Origin of the sequence: Anaeroglomus insulsum (genome assembly GCF_050689095.1) — a bacterium.
Taxonomy (GTDB): domain Bacteria; phylum Planctomycetota; class Phycisphaerae; order Sedimentisphaerales; family Anaerohalosphaeraceae; genus Anaeroglomus; species Anaeroglomus insulsum.
Genome location: NZ_JBOGCL010000021.1, coordinates 1 through 17005, shown reverse-complemented (window position 1 = coordinate 17005; position 17005 = coordinate 1). Strand labels below are relative to the sequence as shown.

Annotated in this window: 13 protein-coding genes and 1 tRNA gene; 8 read left to right on the top strand and 6 right to left on the bottom strand. The window is 50.3% G+C overall.

Annotated elements, in window-relative coordinates:
• Positions 1–75: 75 nt before the first annotated feature.
• Positions 76–681, bottom strand: coding sequence for a dephospho-CoA kinase (gene coaE, locus ACQ9LF_RS13305; protein WP_462489905.1), 606 nt, complete (start codon positions 679–681; stop codon positions 76–78).
• A 154-nt stretch (positions 682–835) separates the two neighbouring features.
• On the opposite strand from coaE, the gene ACQ9LF_RS13300 reads away from it, so the two are divergent.
• Complete coding sequence (locus tag ACQ9LF_RS13300; protein WP_462489904.1) at positions 836–2638, top strand: glycoside hydrolase family 44 protein; 1803 nt, start codon at positions 836–838, stop codon at positions 2636–2638.
• Positions 2639–2665: 27 nt separating this feature from the next.
• Here the strand turns inward: ACQ9LF_RS13300 and ACQ9LF_RS13295 are convergent, their stop codons facing one another.
• The 3 genes from ACQ9LF_RS13295 to ACQ9LF_RS13285 form a co-directional block, all read right to left on the bottom strand.
• On the bottom strand, positions 2666–3196 hold the full coding sequence (locus tag ACQ9LF_RS13295) for an LEA/WHy family protein (RefSeq protein ID WP_462489903.1): 531 nt from the start codon (positions 3194–3196) through the stop codon (positions 2666–2668).
• A gap of 189 nt (positions 3197–3385) precedes the next feature.
• Entirely contained in the window at positions 3386–4798 is a 1413-nt protein-coding gene (gene tig, locus ACQ9LF_RS13290) for a trigger factor (RefSeq protein WP_462489902.1), read from the bottom strand.
• Positions 4799–5026: 228 nt separating this feature from the next.
• A tRNA-Gly gene (locus ACQ9LF_RS13285) sits at positions 5027–5098 on the bottom strand.
• A gap of 229 nt (positions 5099–5327) precedes the next feature.
• On the opposite strand from ACQ9LF_RS13285, the gene ACQ9LF_RS13280 reads away from it, so the two are divergent.
• Positions 5328–7892 (top strand): carbohydrate binding domain-containing protein, encoded by a 2565-nt coding sequence (locus ACQ9LF_RS13280; RefSeq protein WP_462489901.1) that lies wholly within the window; start codon positions 5328–5330, stop codon positions 7890–7892.
• 62 nt (positions 7893–7954) lie between these two features.
• Here ACQ9LF_RS13280 and ACQ9LF_RS13275 read toward each other — a convergent pair whose 3' ends face one another.
• Positions 7955–9091 carry an ATP-binding protein gene (locus ACQ9LF_RS13275; protein WP_462489900.1) on the bottom strand — a complete coding sequence of 379 codons (1137 nt, stop codon included), beginning with the start codon at positions 9089–9091 and terminating at the stop codon, positions 7955–7957.
• Between the two features lie 308 nt (positions 9092–9399).
• Positions 9400–9933: a YkgJ family cysteine cluster protein gene (locus ACQ9LF_RS13270; RefSeq protein WP_462489899.1), complete on the bottom strand. Its 534-nt coding sequence runs from the start codon at positions 9931–9933 to the stop codon at positions 9400–9402.
• A gap of 191 nt (positions 9934–10124) precedes the next feature.
• Between ACQ9LF_RS13270 and ACQ9LF_RS13265 the strand changes: the two genes are divergently transcribed.
• The 6 genes from ACQ9LF_RS13265 (at position 10125) to ACQ9LF_RS13240 (ending at position 16983) form a co-directional block, all read left to right on the top strand.
• Positions 10125–10802, top strand: coding sequence for an HAD family hydrolase (locus tag ACQ9LF_RS13265; RefSeq protein WP_462489898.1), 678 nt, complete (start codon positions 10125–10127; stop codon positions 10800–10802).
• A gap of 55 nt (positions 10803–10857) precedes the next feature.
• A complete protein-coding gene (locus tag ACQ9LF_RS13260) occupies positions 10858–11823 on the top strand; it encodes a DNA-methyltransferase (protein ID WP_462489897.1) in 966 nt (321 codons plus the stop codon).
• Positions 11808–13523, top strand: coding sequence for an apolipoprotein N-acyltransferase (gene lnt / locus ACQ9LF_RS13255; protein ID WP_462489896.1), 1716 nt, complete (start codon positions 11808–11810; stop codon positions 13521–13523). The genes ACQ9LF_RS13260 and lnt overlap by 16 nt, the downstream gene beginning before the upstream one ends.
• On the top strand, positions 13520–14509 hold the full coding sequence (locus ACQ9LF_RS13250) for a HEAT repeat domain-containing protein (protein ID WP_462489895.1): 990 nt from the start codon (positions 13520–13522) through the stop codon (positions 14507–14509). The genes lnt and ACQ9LF_RS13250 overlap by 4 nt, the downstream gene beginning before the upstream one ends.
• Before the next feature lie 239 nt (positions 14510–14748).
• Positions 14749–15279: a sigma-70 family RNA polymerase sigma factor gene (locus ACQ9LF_RS13245; RefSeq protein WP_462489894.1), complete on the top strand. Its 531-nt coding sequence runs from the start codon at positions 14749–14751 to the stop codon at positions 15277–15279.
• A 3-nt stretch (positions 15280–15282) separates the two neighbouring features.
• Entirely contained in the window at positions 15283–16983 is a 1701-nt protein-coding gene (locus ACQ9LF_RS13240; RefSeq protein WP_462489893.1) for a LamG-like jellyroll fold domain-containing protein, read from the top strand.
• Positions 16984–17005 lie beyond the last annotated feature (22 nt).

Below are 17005 nucleotides of genomic sequence, written 5' to 3'. Positions count from 1 at the left end.
CCTATACCCGTAAAACACTGGAATTCAACCGCAAAACCGGTCTTTTTCAGGAACAGGATTAGGAACGAATGACCCCTACTTCTTTAACACAGCAGAATAAATTCGTGCGACTTGCTCAGCTAAATCTGACAAATCGGAATTGTTCTTGACTATATATTGAGCAATTTCTCTTTTTTTATCAAGAGAAATTTGGAAATTTTCTCGTTTTTTTATCTGGTCAGCATCAAACCGCCCCTTCTGATGCACTCGTGTTTGCCGCACCGCCAAATCGCTGTCCACAAACACCAGCACATCGCATCGGGTATGCCAGCCCGTTTCCATCAGCAGCGGTATATCCAGTACAATCGCCTCAACGGCATCATCCGCCTGGTATTGTGCCAGCAGCATTTCAGTTTGCCTTAAAACTCGCGGATGGATGATGTTATTGAGCTTCTGTAACTGATCGGAACTGGAAAAAACACGATCAGCCAGCTTTTTTCGGTCAATTTCCCCGCAAGGCAAGACAATATCAGAACCAAATACGTCCGAAATCCGCCTCACAACATCCTTATCTATAAGCATTTCAAGAGCCATTTTGTCCGCATCTATAACAGCACAATTCAGCCGGCCAAATGCCGCGGCCACTGTGCTTTTACCTGACCCTATTCCGCCAAGGATTCCGATGATTGGTTTTGCTTGCATACAAAAAATATACCTTTATTATCCAGAAGTGTCAATCATGCTCAACGGCAATTGAAACATCGGATACACTCGATTTTCTTTGAAATATGGAGTCGTTTTTGCTACAATCAGACTGAATAGCCGCATACCCTACTCCCTGGGAGAGGATCACAAGATGAAACACGTGTTAATCACGGTATCAGCAATTGCATGGATGGGTTGGTGTGTATCGGACATCCAGGCAGACATCGCTGTCAGTTACACCATCAATACCCAACTGGATGTCAGCCCGATCAGCCCCTATATTTACGGCTATAACTTTGACCAGGTCTCAGCCCAAAATCTGACTGTCCGCCGGATGGGCGGTAATCGATTGACAGGCTACAATTGGGAGACCAATTTCTCCAATGCCGGCAGCGACTGGCAGCACTCCAGCGACGAATATATGTCAGCCTATCTCCCCTCTTCCCAGCGTCAGACACCCGGCAAGGTGATTACTGATTTTGTGGATGCCAATCTGGCCGCAGGCCGGGCCTCGCTGATTACCCTGCAAATGGCCGGCTATGTTGCCGCTGACAAAAATGGGACCGTTACCGAAGACCAGACCGCCCCCTCAACCCGCTGGAAAGAGGTTGTGTATAAGAAAACCACATCCTTCTGCAGCCCTGCAGGAAACCCTGACAAAACCGACAATGCCGTCTATATGGATGAATTGGTCAATTATCTGGTCACACGCTATGGCTCTGCGTCGTCAGCTACCGGTGTTCGGTTCTATGCTCTCGACAATGAACCGGCATTGTGGAGCAATACGCATCCGCGAATTCATCCTCTCAAGCCAACCTGTGTCGAACTGCTTAATCTGTCCATCGCCCTGGCATCTGCGGTCAAGGACGTGGATCCGGATGCTCAGATATGCGGTCCGGTACTGTACGGATTTTCCGCATTCAATACCTTTCAGGATGCCCCGGATTGGAACACGGTCAAAAGCGGGCATTCCTATTCCTGGTTCATTGATTATTATCTGGACACCATGAAACAGGCTTCGGCCGCACAAGGCCGCCGCCTGCTGGATATACTGGACCTGCACTGGTACCCCGAAGTACAAGGCGATGGCTCCCGCATCTGCGATACACAGCCCCCTTATTCACAGGCCAATGCCGAGGCCCGGATGCAGGCTCCCAGAACCCTGTGGGATCAGGGCTATTATGAGAACAGTTGGATTGGTACCTGGTTCAAATGGGCGCTGCCCCTGCTGCCCAGAATCACACAGTCCATCAACACCTATTACCCCGGCACAAAGCTGGCATTTACAGAATACAACTATGGTGCCGGCGATCATATCTCCGGCGGCATCGCCACCGCCGATGTTCTGGGCATCTTCGGCAAATATGGCGTGCATCTGGCAACCTACTGGGGCAGCAACAAAGCTTATGTCAACTCCGCCTTCAGCCTGTTTCGCAATTATGATGGCCGTAATTCGACCTTTGGCGACACCCGAGTTCAAGCAGCCATGACCGACAAGGTCAACAGCTCCATCTATGGCTCGACATTTCGTGCAGACAGAAATGAGCTTCATTTGGTCGTACTGAATAAACATTATACGCAATCCATTAACGGCAGCTTCATCATCACTGCCCCGCAATGGTTTACCTCCGCCCGCGTCTGGGCCTTTGACAGCACCAGCCCAGCCATCACAGAACGCTCCCCGGTATCGGCCATCACCAGCAATATGTTCAGCTACACAATCCCTCCGCTGACAGCCTGTCATTTTGTAATACGTTCTGACCGCCCCACAGGTGACCTCAGCGGCAATGGTCTGGTGGGAATTGAAGATTTGAATTTATTTGCAGAACATTGGCTCAATCCATCCGGCTGCAGCAGCACCGATTGCGGCGATTTCAATAACGACGCCCAAATCAATCTGCTGGATATGGCCATATTGGCACAAAACTGGATGACGGGTGTAACCTGCCAATAGCACGAGGCTCATCAGGCGGGATTAACATTACTTCGTCGGCACTACTTTCTCAAGCAGATTCTGCCAGTTCACATCCGTCGGCTTCGGCAAGGCCGGCACAGCCAGTTCGCCGGATTGAGACAGCGGCAGTGTTATGATGCCAACGGCCGGAGCATCCACCGACAGCCCCACATTGGCTTTGTAGGGAATCGTCGCCCCGGGCTTGAACGATTTCAGGGCATTGAAAGCATCCAGATAGGACACCCTGGCAGGCAGCGTGACAATAGCCTTGTTTTTGGCAGGAATCGTCTGACCAATCTTAGCCAGACCGGAAAACAGCTTGCTGCTTCCGCTTTGAACATCGTAATCCAAATCCACCAGCGGCAAATCGACTGGATATGGATTTTGAATCTCCACATCAAATAAAAGTCCCGCGGTTTCCAGATTGATCTCCCCCAGACGAACCCCTTGCAGGCTGGCCGTGGGACGCTGTACCTTCAAGGCATTCTGCAATTCCGCACACCCGCACACCATAATACCTGCTAAAACGACTGGAATACAGCTTTTCATGGTCTTCATCAGAACGCTCCTTGTCTGCAATTACCAATTCAGATACCCCTGGCCGCCACGCGGCAACGCGTATCTCTGTTACAACCATTATCAATTCCCCCTCGGGAACAGTCAATCCTTTATTCTCTCAGCGCAGCAAAAAAGGCAGACCCGAAGGCCTGCCTTCCTTGTTTCTCCCCTTGATTTTGGAATATAACCTTATTCCTCGGTTTTCTTTTTGGATCGGGTTGTTTTCTTCTTGACCTTTGTGGCCTTTTCAGGTGCAACATCCGTAATTTTTGCCTTTTCCAGAATCTTCTCGATGCATTTTTCTTCACGGACCTGCAGGGTGAAGTTGGCCAGCGACCCATCACGATACATTTCCTCACGCATCTTTTCCGGCCGGCGACCACGATAGGCCGCAATCTGAGCGATATGACCGTTGATTTCCTCATCGCTGACACTGATCTCAAATTTCTGAGCAATCTTGTCCATAATAAAGAACAACTTCAACTGCTCTTTGGCCTGTTCTTCACTGCTGGCCCGAAGCTGATCCATCTGCTGATCGATGTCTTCTTTCTTCATACCGCGAATCAGCATATTGGCATACTGCCGCTGGAGAATCGCCAGAGATTGATCGGCCACCACATCCGCAGGCAGGTCAAACTTGATATTCTCCTGCAGATATTCACGCACCTGGTCGCTCATGGCAGAACGGGCCTGACGTTCGGCTTGCTCAGTCAACTGCTGGCGGAAGGAATCGCGAAGCTGGTCTACGCTCTCGAATCCGTACCGCTGAAGCATTTCTGCATTGAGTTCGGCAGGTTTGAGAGTCTTGACGTCTTTAATAGTGATTTCCACATCGACCTTCTTGCCGCGATACTGCTCATTGAAGAACGTCGCAGGCACATTGACTGTGGTCTTTTTCACGTCGCCAACCTTGGCCCCCACCACAAGCTGATCCAAATCTTCCACCGGCACACCGGCCACAAAGCCCGTCTTACGAACGTAAATTTCAGTATTGTCATATTTTTCCGGCTCAGCAGCCCCTTCAACCGTCAGCACGACATCCGCAATCAGCTGGTCATCGGCAGCAACTTCTCCCTCCTTGGGTGCCCAGACGCCGGCACGACGGCACATCAATTGAATTTCGGCATCGATTTTCTCATCCGTCACTTCCACCACAGGCTTTTCGATTTCAATGCCTTCCAGCGGGGGCAAGTCGAATTCCGGACGGACTTCCACTTCAAACGAAAAAGTCATCGGACCCGATTCGGGCAATTCCACCTTTTCGTGGTCAATATTGGGATCGCCCAGCACATCCAGATTGTTGTCTTTCATTGCTGCCTGGGCCGCATCAATCATCAGCTCCAGTTTGGCCTGCTTGTGAATATCGGTACCATAACGCTTCTCCAGCAGCCTCAATGGAGCCCTGCCTTTACGGAACCCCGGAAGCACGGCATCTTTCTTGAGTTCTTTATACTTATTGTCTATATTTTCCTTTATTTTGCTTTCGGGAACTTCAACCGTGATTTTCTTTTTGCAAGGCCCGATATCCTCGATGGTTACATTGTATTTTACCTCGGCCTTTTCAGGTGCCTGTTCCTGCTCCATGTTTTTCTTCTCTGCCATAATGGGGTTCCTAACTATTTTGATGTTAATGACGACACAATAAAAAAACCAGCGACGTCTGCCGCTGGTTTGTCATATCCAATAAACGCTCAAAAGCGAATATCCGGTACCTTAGCGACCAACGCCAGACTAAAATGTTTAGCCGATAACTCGCTAAAGCTTTGTATTTAAATAACTTAAAGAACTCTTGACGGGGGCTTCACACATCGTGTTTTGCCCAAATTCAAAAGCGGGTGATCGGACTTGAACCGACGACATTCACGTTGGCAACGTGACGCTCTACCACTGAGCTACACCCGCGAAAGAGGGAATAGATAATAGTCCAAAACACAGAAAAATCAATACTATTTTTGGCACTTTTTTAGAAAAATCCGTCCGGCCAAATATTCCTCAACAGACCACAAACAGGAATTCTCTTTGTTCTTGGGAAAGTTGATCTGTAACATCTGTACAATCCGTATCCTGAAAGGTACCTCCTGCGTCTATTAAAGATAAAACCAGAACCATGCCAGGTTATAGGAATTCAAATATGAAACTGTATTATATTCTATCCATAATAGTCGCTATTACGCTACGCAGTTCTGCAGGAAACTTTGTACCGTTTGTAATTCCAGCCAAGGTAAATCCCGAATCTGAAATCAAACTGGATTACAAACCCATTACCGAACAGGACCGGATTCATATCAAAGACGGTCATTTTTATCGTGGTTCTGAATCAATCCGGTTTTGGGGCGTAAATCTGACTTTTGCCGCCAATTTTCCGACCCATGCCGATGCCGAAATCGTGGCCGAGCGGCTGGCATGTGCAGGCATCAACGCTATCCGCTGCCATCACATGGATTCGGCCACATGGCCGCGAGGTCTCTGGGATAAAGATGGCAAAACCCTCCACCTCGAGGCCCTGGATCGACTGGATTATTTCATCGACCAATTGGCAAAACGCGGGATTTATACGGATTTGAACCTGCATGTCGGCAAAGAATACAGCCGCAGCCTGGGCCTGCCGCCCTCGCCGGATGGGATGGACAAGATGATTGCCATTTTTGTGCCCGAACTCGTCGCAGCTCAGAGAGATTATGCCAAACAGTTACTGAACCACAAGAATGCCTACCGCCCCTATCGCTATGCCGATGACCCGGCCATCGCAATAGTCGAGATTACCAATGAAAACAGTCTGTTTATGTGGTCAGCACCGGAAGTCCTGTCCAACTTGCCGACGATTTATGCCGACATCCTCCAGAATCAGTACAATAGCTGGCTTAAATCCAAATACGGAACCACTGCAAAGCTGATTGAAAGCTGGTCGGCTGGCTCGAAACCGCTGGGGGACAATCTCCTGACCAACGGCAATTTCGGGCAATGGCAGGCCAACCGCAATGCCCCGGACGGCTGGACGCTGGAACAACACGAAACCGCAAAAGCCAAAGCCTCTATGGTTGAGTACAACAGCAAGTCGGGACTACTGATCGAACCCACTGTCTGCGACGGCATCGAATGGCACCTGCAATTCAATCAGGGCAAACTCAACCTTCAGGAAGGACAGGATTACACGCTTACCTTTGAAATCGCAGCTGCCAGTGAATGCACGCTATCCGTCAGCGTTATTCAGGCCCATGAGCCGTGGGACAATCTGGGCCTGTATCGCGTCATTACGCTGCGGCCGGAGTGGAAGCAGTACCGCCTGACATTCACGGCAACACAAAGCGACGATAACGCCCGTACCGGATTTAGCTTCGGCAAACAGAGCAAGCCGTTCTATGTGCGAGCCATCGGATTCCACGAAGGGGCGGATTTTGCGCCGGATAAAACCGAATCGCTTGAACATGCCACTGTCAAGCTCTTTGGCGAAGTGGAATCCAGAACACGCCAGCTCGACCGGATGATGTTTTTCGCCCAGACGGAAAAGGCTTATTTCGACGGAATGCGGCAATACATCAAAACCGACCTCGGCAGCAAGGCGATGGTTACCGGCACAATTGTCTTCGGGCCGCTGGGGCTGTATGCCCAGTCCGATATGGACTTTATCGACTCACACGCCTACTGGCAGCATCCGCGATTCCCCAACCGGCCCTGGGATGCGTCCGACTGGCTGATCGACCAGAAGGCCATGAGCGAGTACCCGGAGGAAGCAACGCTGTTCAAGCTGGCCAGTGAACGGCTGGCCGGCAAACCCTTTACCGTAACCGAATACAACCACCCTGCTCCGCTGGACAGTCAGGCCGAATGCGTACCGATGATTGCCTCCTTTGCCGCTGCACAAAACTGGGACGGCGTCTGGCTCTATACCTATTCCCACACCGGCGACACCTGGACCCGCGAAGTAATGAACAGTTATTTCGATATCGACACCAACCCGGCCAAGTGGGGCTTTGTGCCGGCCGGGGCGTTAATCTTCCGCGAAAGACTGCTGCTTCCGCAGAACTTCAAAATGACACTGGCTTTGACAAGCCCGCAAGGCTCTGCTCTTGACCAACTGGCCAGCCTGCATTCCAAATACAACTCCAATCTGTTTGGCGCAACGGGACTGTCCTACAAAGACATTGTCAAACATCAAATCGCATGGGTCATGGGGCAATCCGAAAAAACGATAACCCAAAAACAGCAGCCAACTAACGGCAATTTCCCGCATGTAACAAACTTGAATTGGGAACCGGGACGATATTTCATCAACAATGGGTTCTGCCTCATCAGTGCGGGCCATCGCGACAAACCCGCAGCATTGGATTGGATCAAAATCACCTTGCCGGACAGGTCCGCGATTACGGTCACAGCACTGGATGGTAAACAAATGCACACGTCCAGCTCCAGACTGCTCATCACCGCATGCGGCCGGTGCGAAAATACCGGGATGGAGTTTTCCGACGACCGTCGCACCGTCGGGCTTAAATGGGGCCAGGCTCCCGTCCAGATTGAGGCCGTGGAGGGGACGCTTGACCTGTCAAAATTTTTCCAGGGATCCGACAATAAAAACGCCGTCTGGACATGCTACGCCCTCAACCCCGACGGCACAAAGAAAACCGAAATCCCCATCAAAGATAACATCCTTGAACTGTCGGCTAAGCATGGTACAATGTGGTACCTGTTAACAAAGTAAAAAGGGAAAAGGGAAAATAACGTCCTATGAATTTGGGGAATTACAATTCGTAATTATATGGGTCAGAAATATTGCCATTCATCCCCAATATCCGCCAGCGGAAGCACCGTAACTTTATCATGGAGCTGATACCTGTCTTTGCCGGGATAGACCACCCACAGATGTTCCAGTTGAAGATCATCAAGGCAAATCGTCATGGACTTACTCAGGGCCGGAGCATCAGCATACTTGAATTCGACCGCCCAATTCTTTCCGTGTGCCTGCCAGAATAAATCCACCTCACTGCCGCCATGTGTTCTCCAGTAGAACAGTTCGTCATCACGCAAGTCCAGGCTGCGACTGACCTGCTCCAGCGCAAATCCCTCCCATAAAGCCCCAAGACGGTTATACGACAGAATATCTTCATAACACCGAATTGAAATCAGGCTGTGCAGAATACCGGAATCCCGTATATACAGTTTTGGATTTTTGACCACACGTTTGCCAACATTGACATACCACGGCTGCAGTTGGCGAACCATAAACGTTCCGGCCAGCAGTTCAATGTATTTTTTAGCCGTGTGCGACGATATCCCGAACGATTTGGCTAATTCACTGTAGTTAACCACCTGACCGTGATAATGCGACAGCATCATCCAGAAACGACGCATGGTATAGGACGGCACGCGAATACCCAATTGCGGAAAATCTCGTTCCAGAAGTGCTGTGATATAATTGGCGTTCCACTGGCCGGCATCGCTGGAATCCAGCGTATAAGCCTTCGGCATCCCCCCCTGCACCCAAAGCCGCCGGAGATTATCCGATCCAACATCAATCAGCCGAAGCCCGCCAAGCTGATAATGACCGATTCGACCGGCAAGGCTTTCACTGCTCTGTTGAATCAACTCGCGCGAAGCACTGCCAAGAATGACATAACGGGTTTGCGGATTCTGGTCAATCAAATACCTTAATAGCGGAAACAAGTCGGGCTTACGCTGAATTTCATCAATCACAACAAGACCATTGAGATTTTCGAGAGTCGTTTGGGGATGAGCCAACAAAGACAAATCCCGGGGATTCTCTAAATCAAAATAATGGTCGGCTCCAAGCTGTCTGGCAAGAGTGGTCTTGCCGCATTGTCTAGCTCCAAGAATCGCCGTTGCAGGAAAAAGGTGGATTAATTTCTGGATTTTCTCGATGTCATATTGCCTATTTATCATAAAGTTCCTTGAAATCTTGAAGGCTCCATTCAAATTTTCAAGGTATTTTACCAGATTCGTTCAAATTTTCAAGGACATTTTCTTATTTTCTATATATCCCGGCTTCTTATAAATCTTCCCCTGCTTTACTTTGCTAATTTATATTCATAGTTTATGTCATCGTCCGGTGCAGAGGACTTGCCCGCAGAGCAAAGCTTAAAGCCATCCGATGTCGTTTCATAAGCAAACGGTGTCATAGCAAACAAATCGGCCGGGGAGTTGATTTTCCAAAATCCCCCATTTTTCCTTCTGCCTTTTCCCTTTTACCTTTACAAATACTCTCCCAGCCGGCTCAATTCAATTCGGGTCTGTTCGGTATAGCCCGATTCAGGATGTTCGGCCAGATACGCCAGATGAATCTCAAACAGCGCATCATTGAGGTCGTCCAGATTCAGCGTATTAGCAGGGCCGAAGTCGAGGTCTTCCGGGTCGTCGTCGGCAAAATTTTTCGGACAAAAGGTCACCGAATACCCCTCCTGCTGATCATCATAAAACGCCAGCGGCAGTCCCTGTGTCCGGCAGATCATCGGCCGGAACGGATAAATCACACACGCCCCCTGCTCATCCAGATACCCGCAGGCCCTGGCCGCATCAAAGGCGGGCCTGCTCACCCCGGCCTTTTTCATCCCCTCGACAATCGCAAAAAACTCCACCGGAAATACCGTCAGATTGACGCAGCAGTCGCAACAGCCCTTCCGACAGACCATCCCCCCGGCATTGATCGTCTCCAAATCCGCCGCCATCTGGTCAATCAGCTCACGCAGTTTAATATACCGTTCAATCGCCGAGTCTTTTGATTTCATACACCTGCCTAATTTGTCTGTTGCATTCGGTCTGAACGTATGAAAAATCCCTACACGTTTTCTTGGGATAAAGTTGGGCTTCCTCGTTTTTCAATCTATCTATTTTGCCCGGCAAAGCCCCTTGCTTTCCGAACCCGATTCTCGTACACTTTTCCTCTCTTTTTGGACTACTTTAAACAGGAAAACAGAAATTGAAAACAGAAAAACCGACTTTTGCCGTCATTTTTGACGTGGACGGCACGATGGTCAACAATACCGCCTTTCACAGGGCCGCGTGGCTGGCCCTGACCGCCAAGCACGGCCTGAATTTCACCGAGCGGGATTATCACGAGCGAATCCACGCCCGCAGTAACGATAAAATCGTCCGTAATCTCTTTGGCGACGATGCCACCGCCGAGCTGATTCAGCAGATTGCCGATGAAAAGGAAACGCTCTACCGGACCAGTTTCGCCCCGCATCTGAAGGAAATCCCCGGCCTGAAACGCCTGCTGGAAGACCTGCAAGCAGCCGGCATCCCCTGCGGAGCAGCCTCCAATTCACCGAAAGAAAATGTCGATTTTGTCCTGAATGGACTGGATATCAGCCGCTTTTTCAAGACTGCTATCAACCGGGACATGCTGAAAATGGGCAAACCAGACCCGGAAGGACTCCTTCGGGCCGCAGCAGAGTTGGGCCTGCCGCCGGAAAAATGCCTTGTTTTTGAAGATTCTTCCTCCGGATTCAAGGCCTGCCGTAACGCCGGGATGAAATATATCGCCATTACTATAGGAACTGACCCGGCCGAACTGCCCGAGGCGTCCGATGCCCTGATTCAGGTACCAAATTACACCAGTCTGACCGTGGCAAGGCTGGCCGGATTTTTTAAATAATCCTTTTTCCAGACAAGACTTGCAAACATTTAGCTTGCTTGTATGATATCGCCCTATGCACGAGTATCACAATAACATCCTGCTTGGCGACTGCATCGCGCTGCTCGACAAAATCGATCAGCCGTTTGTGGATATGGTCTTTGCCGATCCACCGTTTAATGTCGGCTTCCGCTACGACAAATACCATGACAAGCTCGAAAAGAACAACTATCTGGCCTGGACGCGGGACTGGATGGCGGCCTGCCTGCGGGTACTCAAGCCCCACGGCTCTTTCTATGTCGCCATTGCCGACGACTATGCCGCCCATATACGCATCATCGGCGAAGAGCTCGGCTTAACCGTTCGCAACTGGATTATCTGGCATTATACTTTCGGTCAGCAGACCACCCAAAAATTCGCCAAGTCGCATACCCATATCCTGTATTTTGTTCGGGACGTCAAAAACTTTGTCTTTAACGACCTGGCCGTGCGTATTCCTTCCGATCGCCAGCTTTATTACAATGACGCCCGGGCCGTCAGCATTGGCAAAATTGCCAGTGATACCTGGAATTGCTACTCCCGCGTCTGCGGCTCATTTAAAGAACGCCAGGGCTGGCACCCCTGCCAAATGCCTGAACTTCTGCTGGCACGCGCCATCGCGGTCAGTTCCAATCCCGGCGACATGATCCTGGACCCATTCAGCGGCTCGGGCACCACCGCCGCCGCTGCACTGCAATTGGGACGCAACTACTGCGGCTTCGATATCTCGGAAGACTATGTCATCAACTCCCGCAAACGGCTTGCCGACCTTAAAACTCAAATCGAGGCCAATCGTACCGCTCCGCTGAATCATTTTGAATCATTCGAGCTTAAACGTCTGTTCGTGGAAATGGGCATTCACGCTCAAACGATCCTCGACACTCCGCTGTTTCTGGAAGCCTTTATCAGGCAATTCCATATCCGGATGAACAACGGCAAAACCTACGATCGGGGCGCAATCCAGAAAGCCCTCAAGGAGCTGACGACATGGGTGGCACGATAAATTCAATCCAGTCCGAAAATAACAGGCCCTATTATCTATTGCAAATCCCCCTGTTGATGGTGTCCGCAGGCCTGCTGACAGTGTGTCAGGCCCCCTGGAATCTGGATGGGCTGGCGTGGATTGCCCTGGTGCCGTTTGTCCTGGCCTGTTCCCCTCAATCCCCGGGCAAACCCTTATTCTTCATCGCTTATCTGATCTCGCTGGCCTACTGGCTGGGCAACCTCTACTGGCTGATTCCAATTACCGGGCCGGGTTACGCTTGTTTTGCCGCATTTCAGGCCCTGTACTGGCCGCTGCTGGCCCTGGGTGTTCGGGCTTTACGACGGCGCAACTGGCCTATGGTGCTGGCGATCCCCATCCTGTTTGTGGGTGCCGAATCTATCCAGTCATTCCTGTTTACCGGCTTCAGTTGGTATTTTCTGGCTCACAGCCAGTACCGGCATCTGCCGCTGATTCAGATTGCCGACCTGTTCGGCACTTTCGGCATATCCGCTTTGATTGCCGCGGTTAACGGCGTGGCTGCGGAGGCTGTTATAGCTATCGGACACAGACATATATTTAGTAAACGTCTGTGGTTCAGTGCCGCCCTGACAGGTTCCCTTCTGGCATCCTCTATTCTTTATGGAAATTACCGGCTTAAAGAAATCGACACCAATCGAGAAATCGCCTCCCATTGCTCTGCCGCTTCGGTTCAGACCAATATCCCCACTGCCGTCAAAGAAGAAACCGATAACGCCAGAGCGATTCTGGATAACCTGTTTGTACTCAGTGACCAGTGCATTCAGGCCGGTGCCAAACTGATTGTCTGGCCGGAAACTATGGTCCTGACCAGTCTCAATCCCGGATATCGTGACTATTTTCTCGATAAACCCGAAAGCGAACCCGTGTTGTTCAATCGCCTGATAGCCGAATATGCCAAAAAAAACCAATGCTACATCCTGGTCGGTGCCCATGGGGCGGAAGTGGGTGTGGTACGCAGCGAACTGGGAATCGTGGATCGTTACAACTCGGCCTATCTGTATCTGCCCACCGGAAGACAAAGCCCTCTGCGATACGATAAAATCCATCTGGTTCCGTTTGGCGAATACATCCCCTTTAAAAAATCGTTTCCCCCGCTGTATAAACTATTTATGCAGCTTAGTCCTTATGATTATGATTACAACCTGACGCCCGGTGAAGACTTCGTTTTGTTTCCGGTCAAGCTCAATCATATTGAATATCACTTTGGCGTATTAATATGCTATGAAGACACCGATCCGGCCATCAGCCGCAAAATGGTTTATCAGGACAACATCAAGGCCGCGGACTGGCTGGTCAACATAAGCAACGACGGCTGGTACGTCCAATTTAAAGATAAAACCGTCGTTCCCTCAGTTGAACTGCCCCAGCGGACAGCCATCAGCGTCTTTCGCTGCATCGAAAATCGGATTTCCATCCTCCGCAGTGTTAACACCGGTATCAGCTGTCTCATTGAGCCGGACGGCAGACTACGTAACGGGTTTCACGCCGGCTCCCTGCCTGAACAGGTGATGGACCGCCAGGGGGTTGAAGGGTGGTTTCTGGACCATATCCCCCGCGTCAAAAACGTAACATTTTACACCCGCAACGGAGATTGGATTGACAAACTCCCCGCTGGCATGCTTATATTAACGGCAATCATGATATTTCTGAAACGACAAAGACGGAGAATAAGACGATGAAGCCTATAGCGTATGTGTTGACTATCCTGTCCTGCATGATATGCGGTTGCCGCCCGGTACCCCAGCAAACATCCGCCTCCATGGCCGTCCCAATCAAGCCGGTTGAGCTAAAGCCCCTCAAAAACCAGGCATATGCCATGATCAAAACAGGACTCTCCGATACCAACGCCTCCATTCGTACTCATGCCATTGAGATTGCCGCATTGACCAATCAGAAAGAGTTAATTGGTGATATTATCCAGAGACTCAATGACCCCTCGGTGGCTGTTCGATTTGCAGCCGCTGCCGCAATTGGAGATATGCGATGTCCGACATGCGGGGACCACCTCCAAAAAGCCCTTGCCGACTCTGACCAGAATGTCCAAATTGCTGCCGCTTATGCCCTGATTAAAACAGGAGATACGTCCCATTACTCTAAAATCCGAGAGGCTGCATTAAGCCTCAACGGCACTGTCCGAGCCAATGCCATTTTACTGCTGGGAAAACTGGGCAATAAAGAAGATTTACCCCTGATTTATCAGGCCTGCCGCGACAATGATGCTCCAGACAAAGTCCGTCTTCAAGCCGTAGATTCTATCGCCCGCCTCAAAGATGTGCGGATTTACAAGGACAAGCTCTGGCCCCTGCTCATCAGCAAATTTGCCGATGACCGCGTCATGGGAATTCGCGGAATGGGGGCACTGGGAACCAAAGAGGCCCGAGAAGCCATCCAGACCATGCTCAAAGACGACATTGCCGAAGTTCGCCTCTGTGCCGCAGACGAATTGGGGAAACTCGGCGATTCCAGCGGACTTGAAAACCTGGTGAAATATTTCCAGACCAATCCAGACTTAAATCAGGCCACCGTCGCAACCGGCACGGCGGTCATGGCTATCGGGAATATGAAAGCCCACAATTTAACAGGATATCTCGCAAAAGCACTCAACAGCGAATCACCCTATATTCGCCTGGCAGCCGCTCAGTCCATCCTGATTATGACAAAATAACTTTTCTGTCCTGACAAGCGTAGTCTGAGGCAAACAATAGAAGATTTCGTATCTCCTGGATTATGGGCACGGAAAATCGCTCTTTTTGCTCCTTTTTCTCAGAAATCTGGAGATTGTGTATCCAAAGAGCATCCCTCCTTTTCGAAAATCAAGTTAATGTCCTCTCTGCTTTAAACGTACTATCTATGTATGTGGCTATGGTGTGATTAAACAAATTGAGGTCTTACACAAAACATCCAGTGGATCCTGAAAAGAAAGAAAATTCCGATAAATTTTTAAGCCTGCTTCTGCCCAATCAGAAAGGCATTTTAGGTTATATTCTGTCTTATGTGCCTAATTTTGCGGACGCAGACGACATTTTCCAGAATACACTATCGATTCTCTGGAAAAAATTCGACCAGTATAGACCTGAAACCGATTTTGTCGCCTGGAGTCTGACAACAGCACGTTTTGAAATTATGAACTACTACCGCAAAAGCAAAAAAGAAGGCAAACTGCACCTTGACGAGGCGTTGCAGACCAAAATCGATGAGGAGTCTGCGACGGCATCCCGCCAGTTCAACTACCGGATGGATACCCTCAGAGAATGCATCAAAAAACTGACGCCGGACGACCTGCAGCTTGTTAAAATGCGATATGAACAGGAGATGCCGTTTACCAAAATCGGCCAGCGTCTGGGGATATCCTCACCGGCAGCATTGAAAAAGGTATCCAGCATTCACGGTCGTCTGATCCGATGCATCCGTTTGAAGATGGCCATGGAAGGATAAAGCATGAATCCTCTGCACAAAGACCCTCAGTTCATTGACCAGTTGACGCATCTGCTGATGCTGTCGATGGAAGGGGAGATTACTGAAGCCGAGTTCCGGCAGCTCAACACGCTTCTATCCACCAGCGCGGCAGCACGGCAGATTTATTATGATTTTATCGCATCCTATATCGGGCTTAATGACATGGAGATGTTGTCCATGGCCGAATCTGGTTCATCGGCATTTCTGGACCAGAATTTGTGGAACTGTCTGGCCGATGCGGAAAAAACCGCCCCAGCCATTCCTCAGCCCAAGACCATCGAGTCTCTGACAGCCCTTGCTCCTCAGGAACGTATCGTCCATAACTTCAGCAAGATGTCTTTATTTTCTCTGATTGTGTCCGCGGCAGCCCTTATCCTGTTGATCTTTTTTGCCCGAACAGCCTCTGTTCCAAGTATCGATCCGGTTGCCAAATTAGTCAACACCATTGATGCGAAATGGGAAAATGCCTCGGGTCAGATTCTGCCCGGCTGCGACCTGTATCCAGGCCCCATCAAACTTGCCAGAGGACTTGCTGAAATTAGTTTTGATCATGGCACAGTGGCCATCATTCAGGGCCCGGCCCAGTTGACCATCGAATCCGCCTGTCAGCTTTATCTGCAGCAGGGGCAGATCGTCGTCAAAATCAACAAAACCTCCGAAATGCCCTTTGTCGTGCGTTCTCCTCAGGCCAGTATCGTCGATTATGGTACCGAATTCGGTGTCAGTGTCGACGCATCCAATAATACTCTGACCCATGTCTTTCAGGGCAAAGTGGAATTGCGTTCCGGCTCCAATCCTCTGCGTTTTGATCAGCGTCTGATGCTGACCGAAACCCAGGCCGGCCATGCCTCTGCCCAGGGCCGACTCTCCAAAAAACAGGGCATTTCCAGTCTCTTTGTCCGTCCGGCAGAATTTAACGCCAGACTTAATGCCGCCCAGTCGCCCTACGACCGCTGGATGGCATACAGCTACCAGTTGCGTCGAGACCCAGACCTCATCGCCTACTATACCTTCGAAAAAGATGACGCCCACCCGGACAAATTGATCAATCAGGCGCCTTTAACCCTGGGTTCGCTCGACGGAACGCTGTGCAGCATGAACCATAAAAACAAACCCACCTGGACAACCGGTCGGTGGCCTCAGAAAACCGCTCTTCAGTTCGACCGTTCTCAGAAACAACAGGTCGAAGTCCCTGTCGATTCCAAACTGGGTACCAATGGCCCCATTACCGTGGCGGCATGGATTTATTGCGCCAGCGCCAAAGACGGCGGACACATTCTGTCCAATCGCATCGCCCCGCAGGAGCTGTGCAATTATCAATTGGGCTATCGAAGTCCCACCTCGCCGGAATGGAAGCAAAATATCCATCTGGCCCGAAAAAAGAATACCGAAGACGCCAAAAACCAAATCTACAGCACCAAAATCCCGGAACAGTCCGGCTGGCTCCATATCGCAGCAACCCATGATAATCAGACGGTCCGATTCTACCTGAACGGCATGCTCATCGATTCAAAAAGCTGGCCGCATAAACAGGACCTGGCAGATGCAGGGCTGTTTATCGGCACAGACAGCGCTCCCAACGATGGCTCTCGCTTTAACGGCAAAATGGATGAAATCGTCATTCTCGGCCGCGCCATGACCGACACTGAAATCGCAGAGATGTATCAGGCCGGCAGACCCTGAGCGGTCACACCGGATAAAACCG

What these genes read in the sequence shown, in the direction of transcription:
- ACQ9LF_RS13270 (WP_462489899.1), bottom strand. Translation starts at nt 9,933, where the DNA reads ATGAAATCAAAAGACTCGGCGATTGAACGGTATATTAAACTGCGTGAG.
- coaE (WP_462489905.1), bottom strand. Translation starts at nt 681, where the DNA reads ATGCAAGCAAAACCAATCATCGGAATCCTTGGCGGAATAGGGTCAGGT.
- ACQ9LF_RS13240 (WP_462489893.1), top strand. Translation starts at nt 15,283, where the DNA reads ATGAATCCTCTGCACAAAGACCCTCAGTTCATTGACCAGTTGACGCAT.
- lnt (WP_462489896.1), top strand. Translation starts at nt 11,808, where the DNA reads ATGGGTGGCACGATAAATTCAATCCAGTCCGAAAATAACAGGCCCTAT.
- ACQ9LF_RS13250 (WP_462489895.1), top strand. Translation starts at nt 13,520, where the DNA reads ATGAAGCCTATAGCGTATGTGTTGACTATCCTGTCCTGCATGATATGC.
- tig (WP_462489902.1), bottom strand. Translation starts at nt 4,798, where the DNA reads ATGGCAGAGAAGAAAAACATGGAGCAGGAACAGGCACCTGAAAAGGCC.
- ACQ9LF_RS13280 (WP_462489901.1), top strand. Translation starts at nt 5,328, where the DNA reads ATGAAACTGTATTATATTCTATCCATAATAGTCGCTATTACGCTACGC.
- ACQ9LF_RS13275 (WP_462489900.1), bottom strand. Translation starts at nt 9,091, where the DNA reads ATGATAAATAGGCAATATGACATCGAGAAAATCCAGAAATTAATCCAC.
- ACQ9LF_RS13260 (WP_462489897.1), top strand. Translation starts at nt 10,858, where the DNA reads ATGCACGAGTATCACAATAACATCCTGCTTGGCGACTGCATCGCGCTG.
- ACQ9LF_RS13300 (WP_462489904.1), top strand. Translation starts at nt 836, where the DNA reads ATGAAACACGTGTTAATCACGGTATCAGCAATTGCATGGATGGGTTGG.
- ACQ9LF_RS13295 (WP_462489903.1), bottom strand. Translation starts at nt 3,196, where the DNA reads ATGAAGACCATGAAAAGCTGTATTCCAGTCGTTTTAGCAGGTATTATG.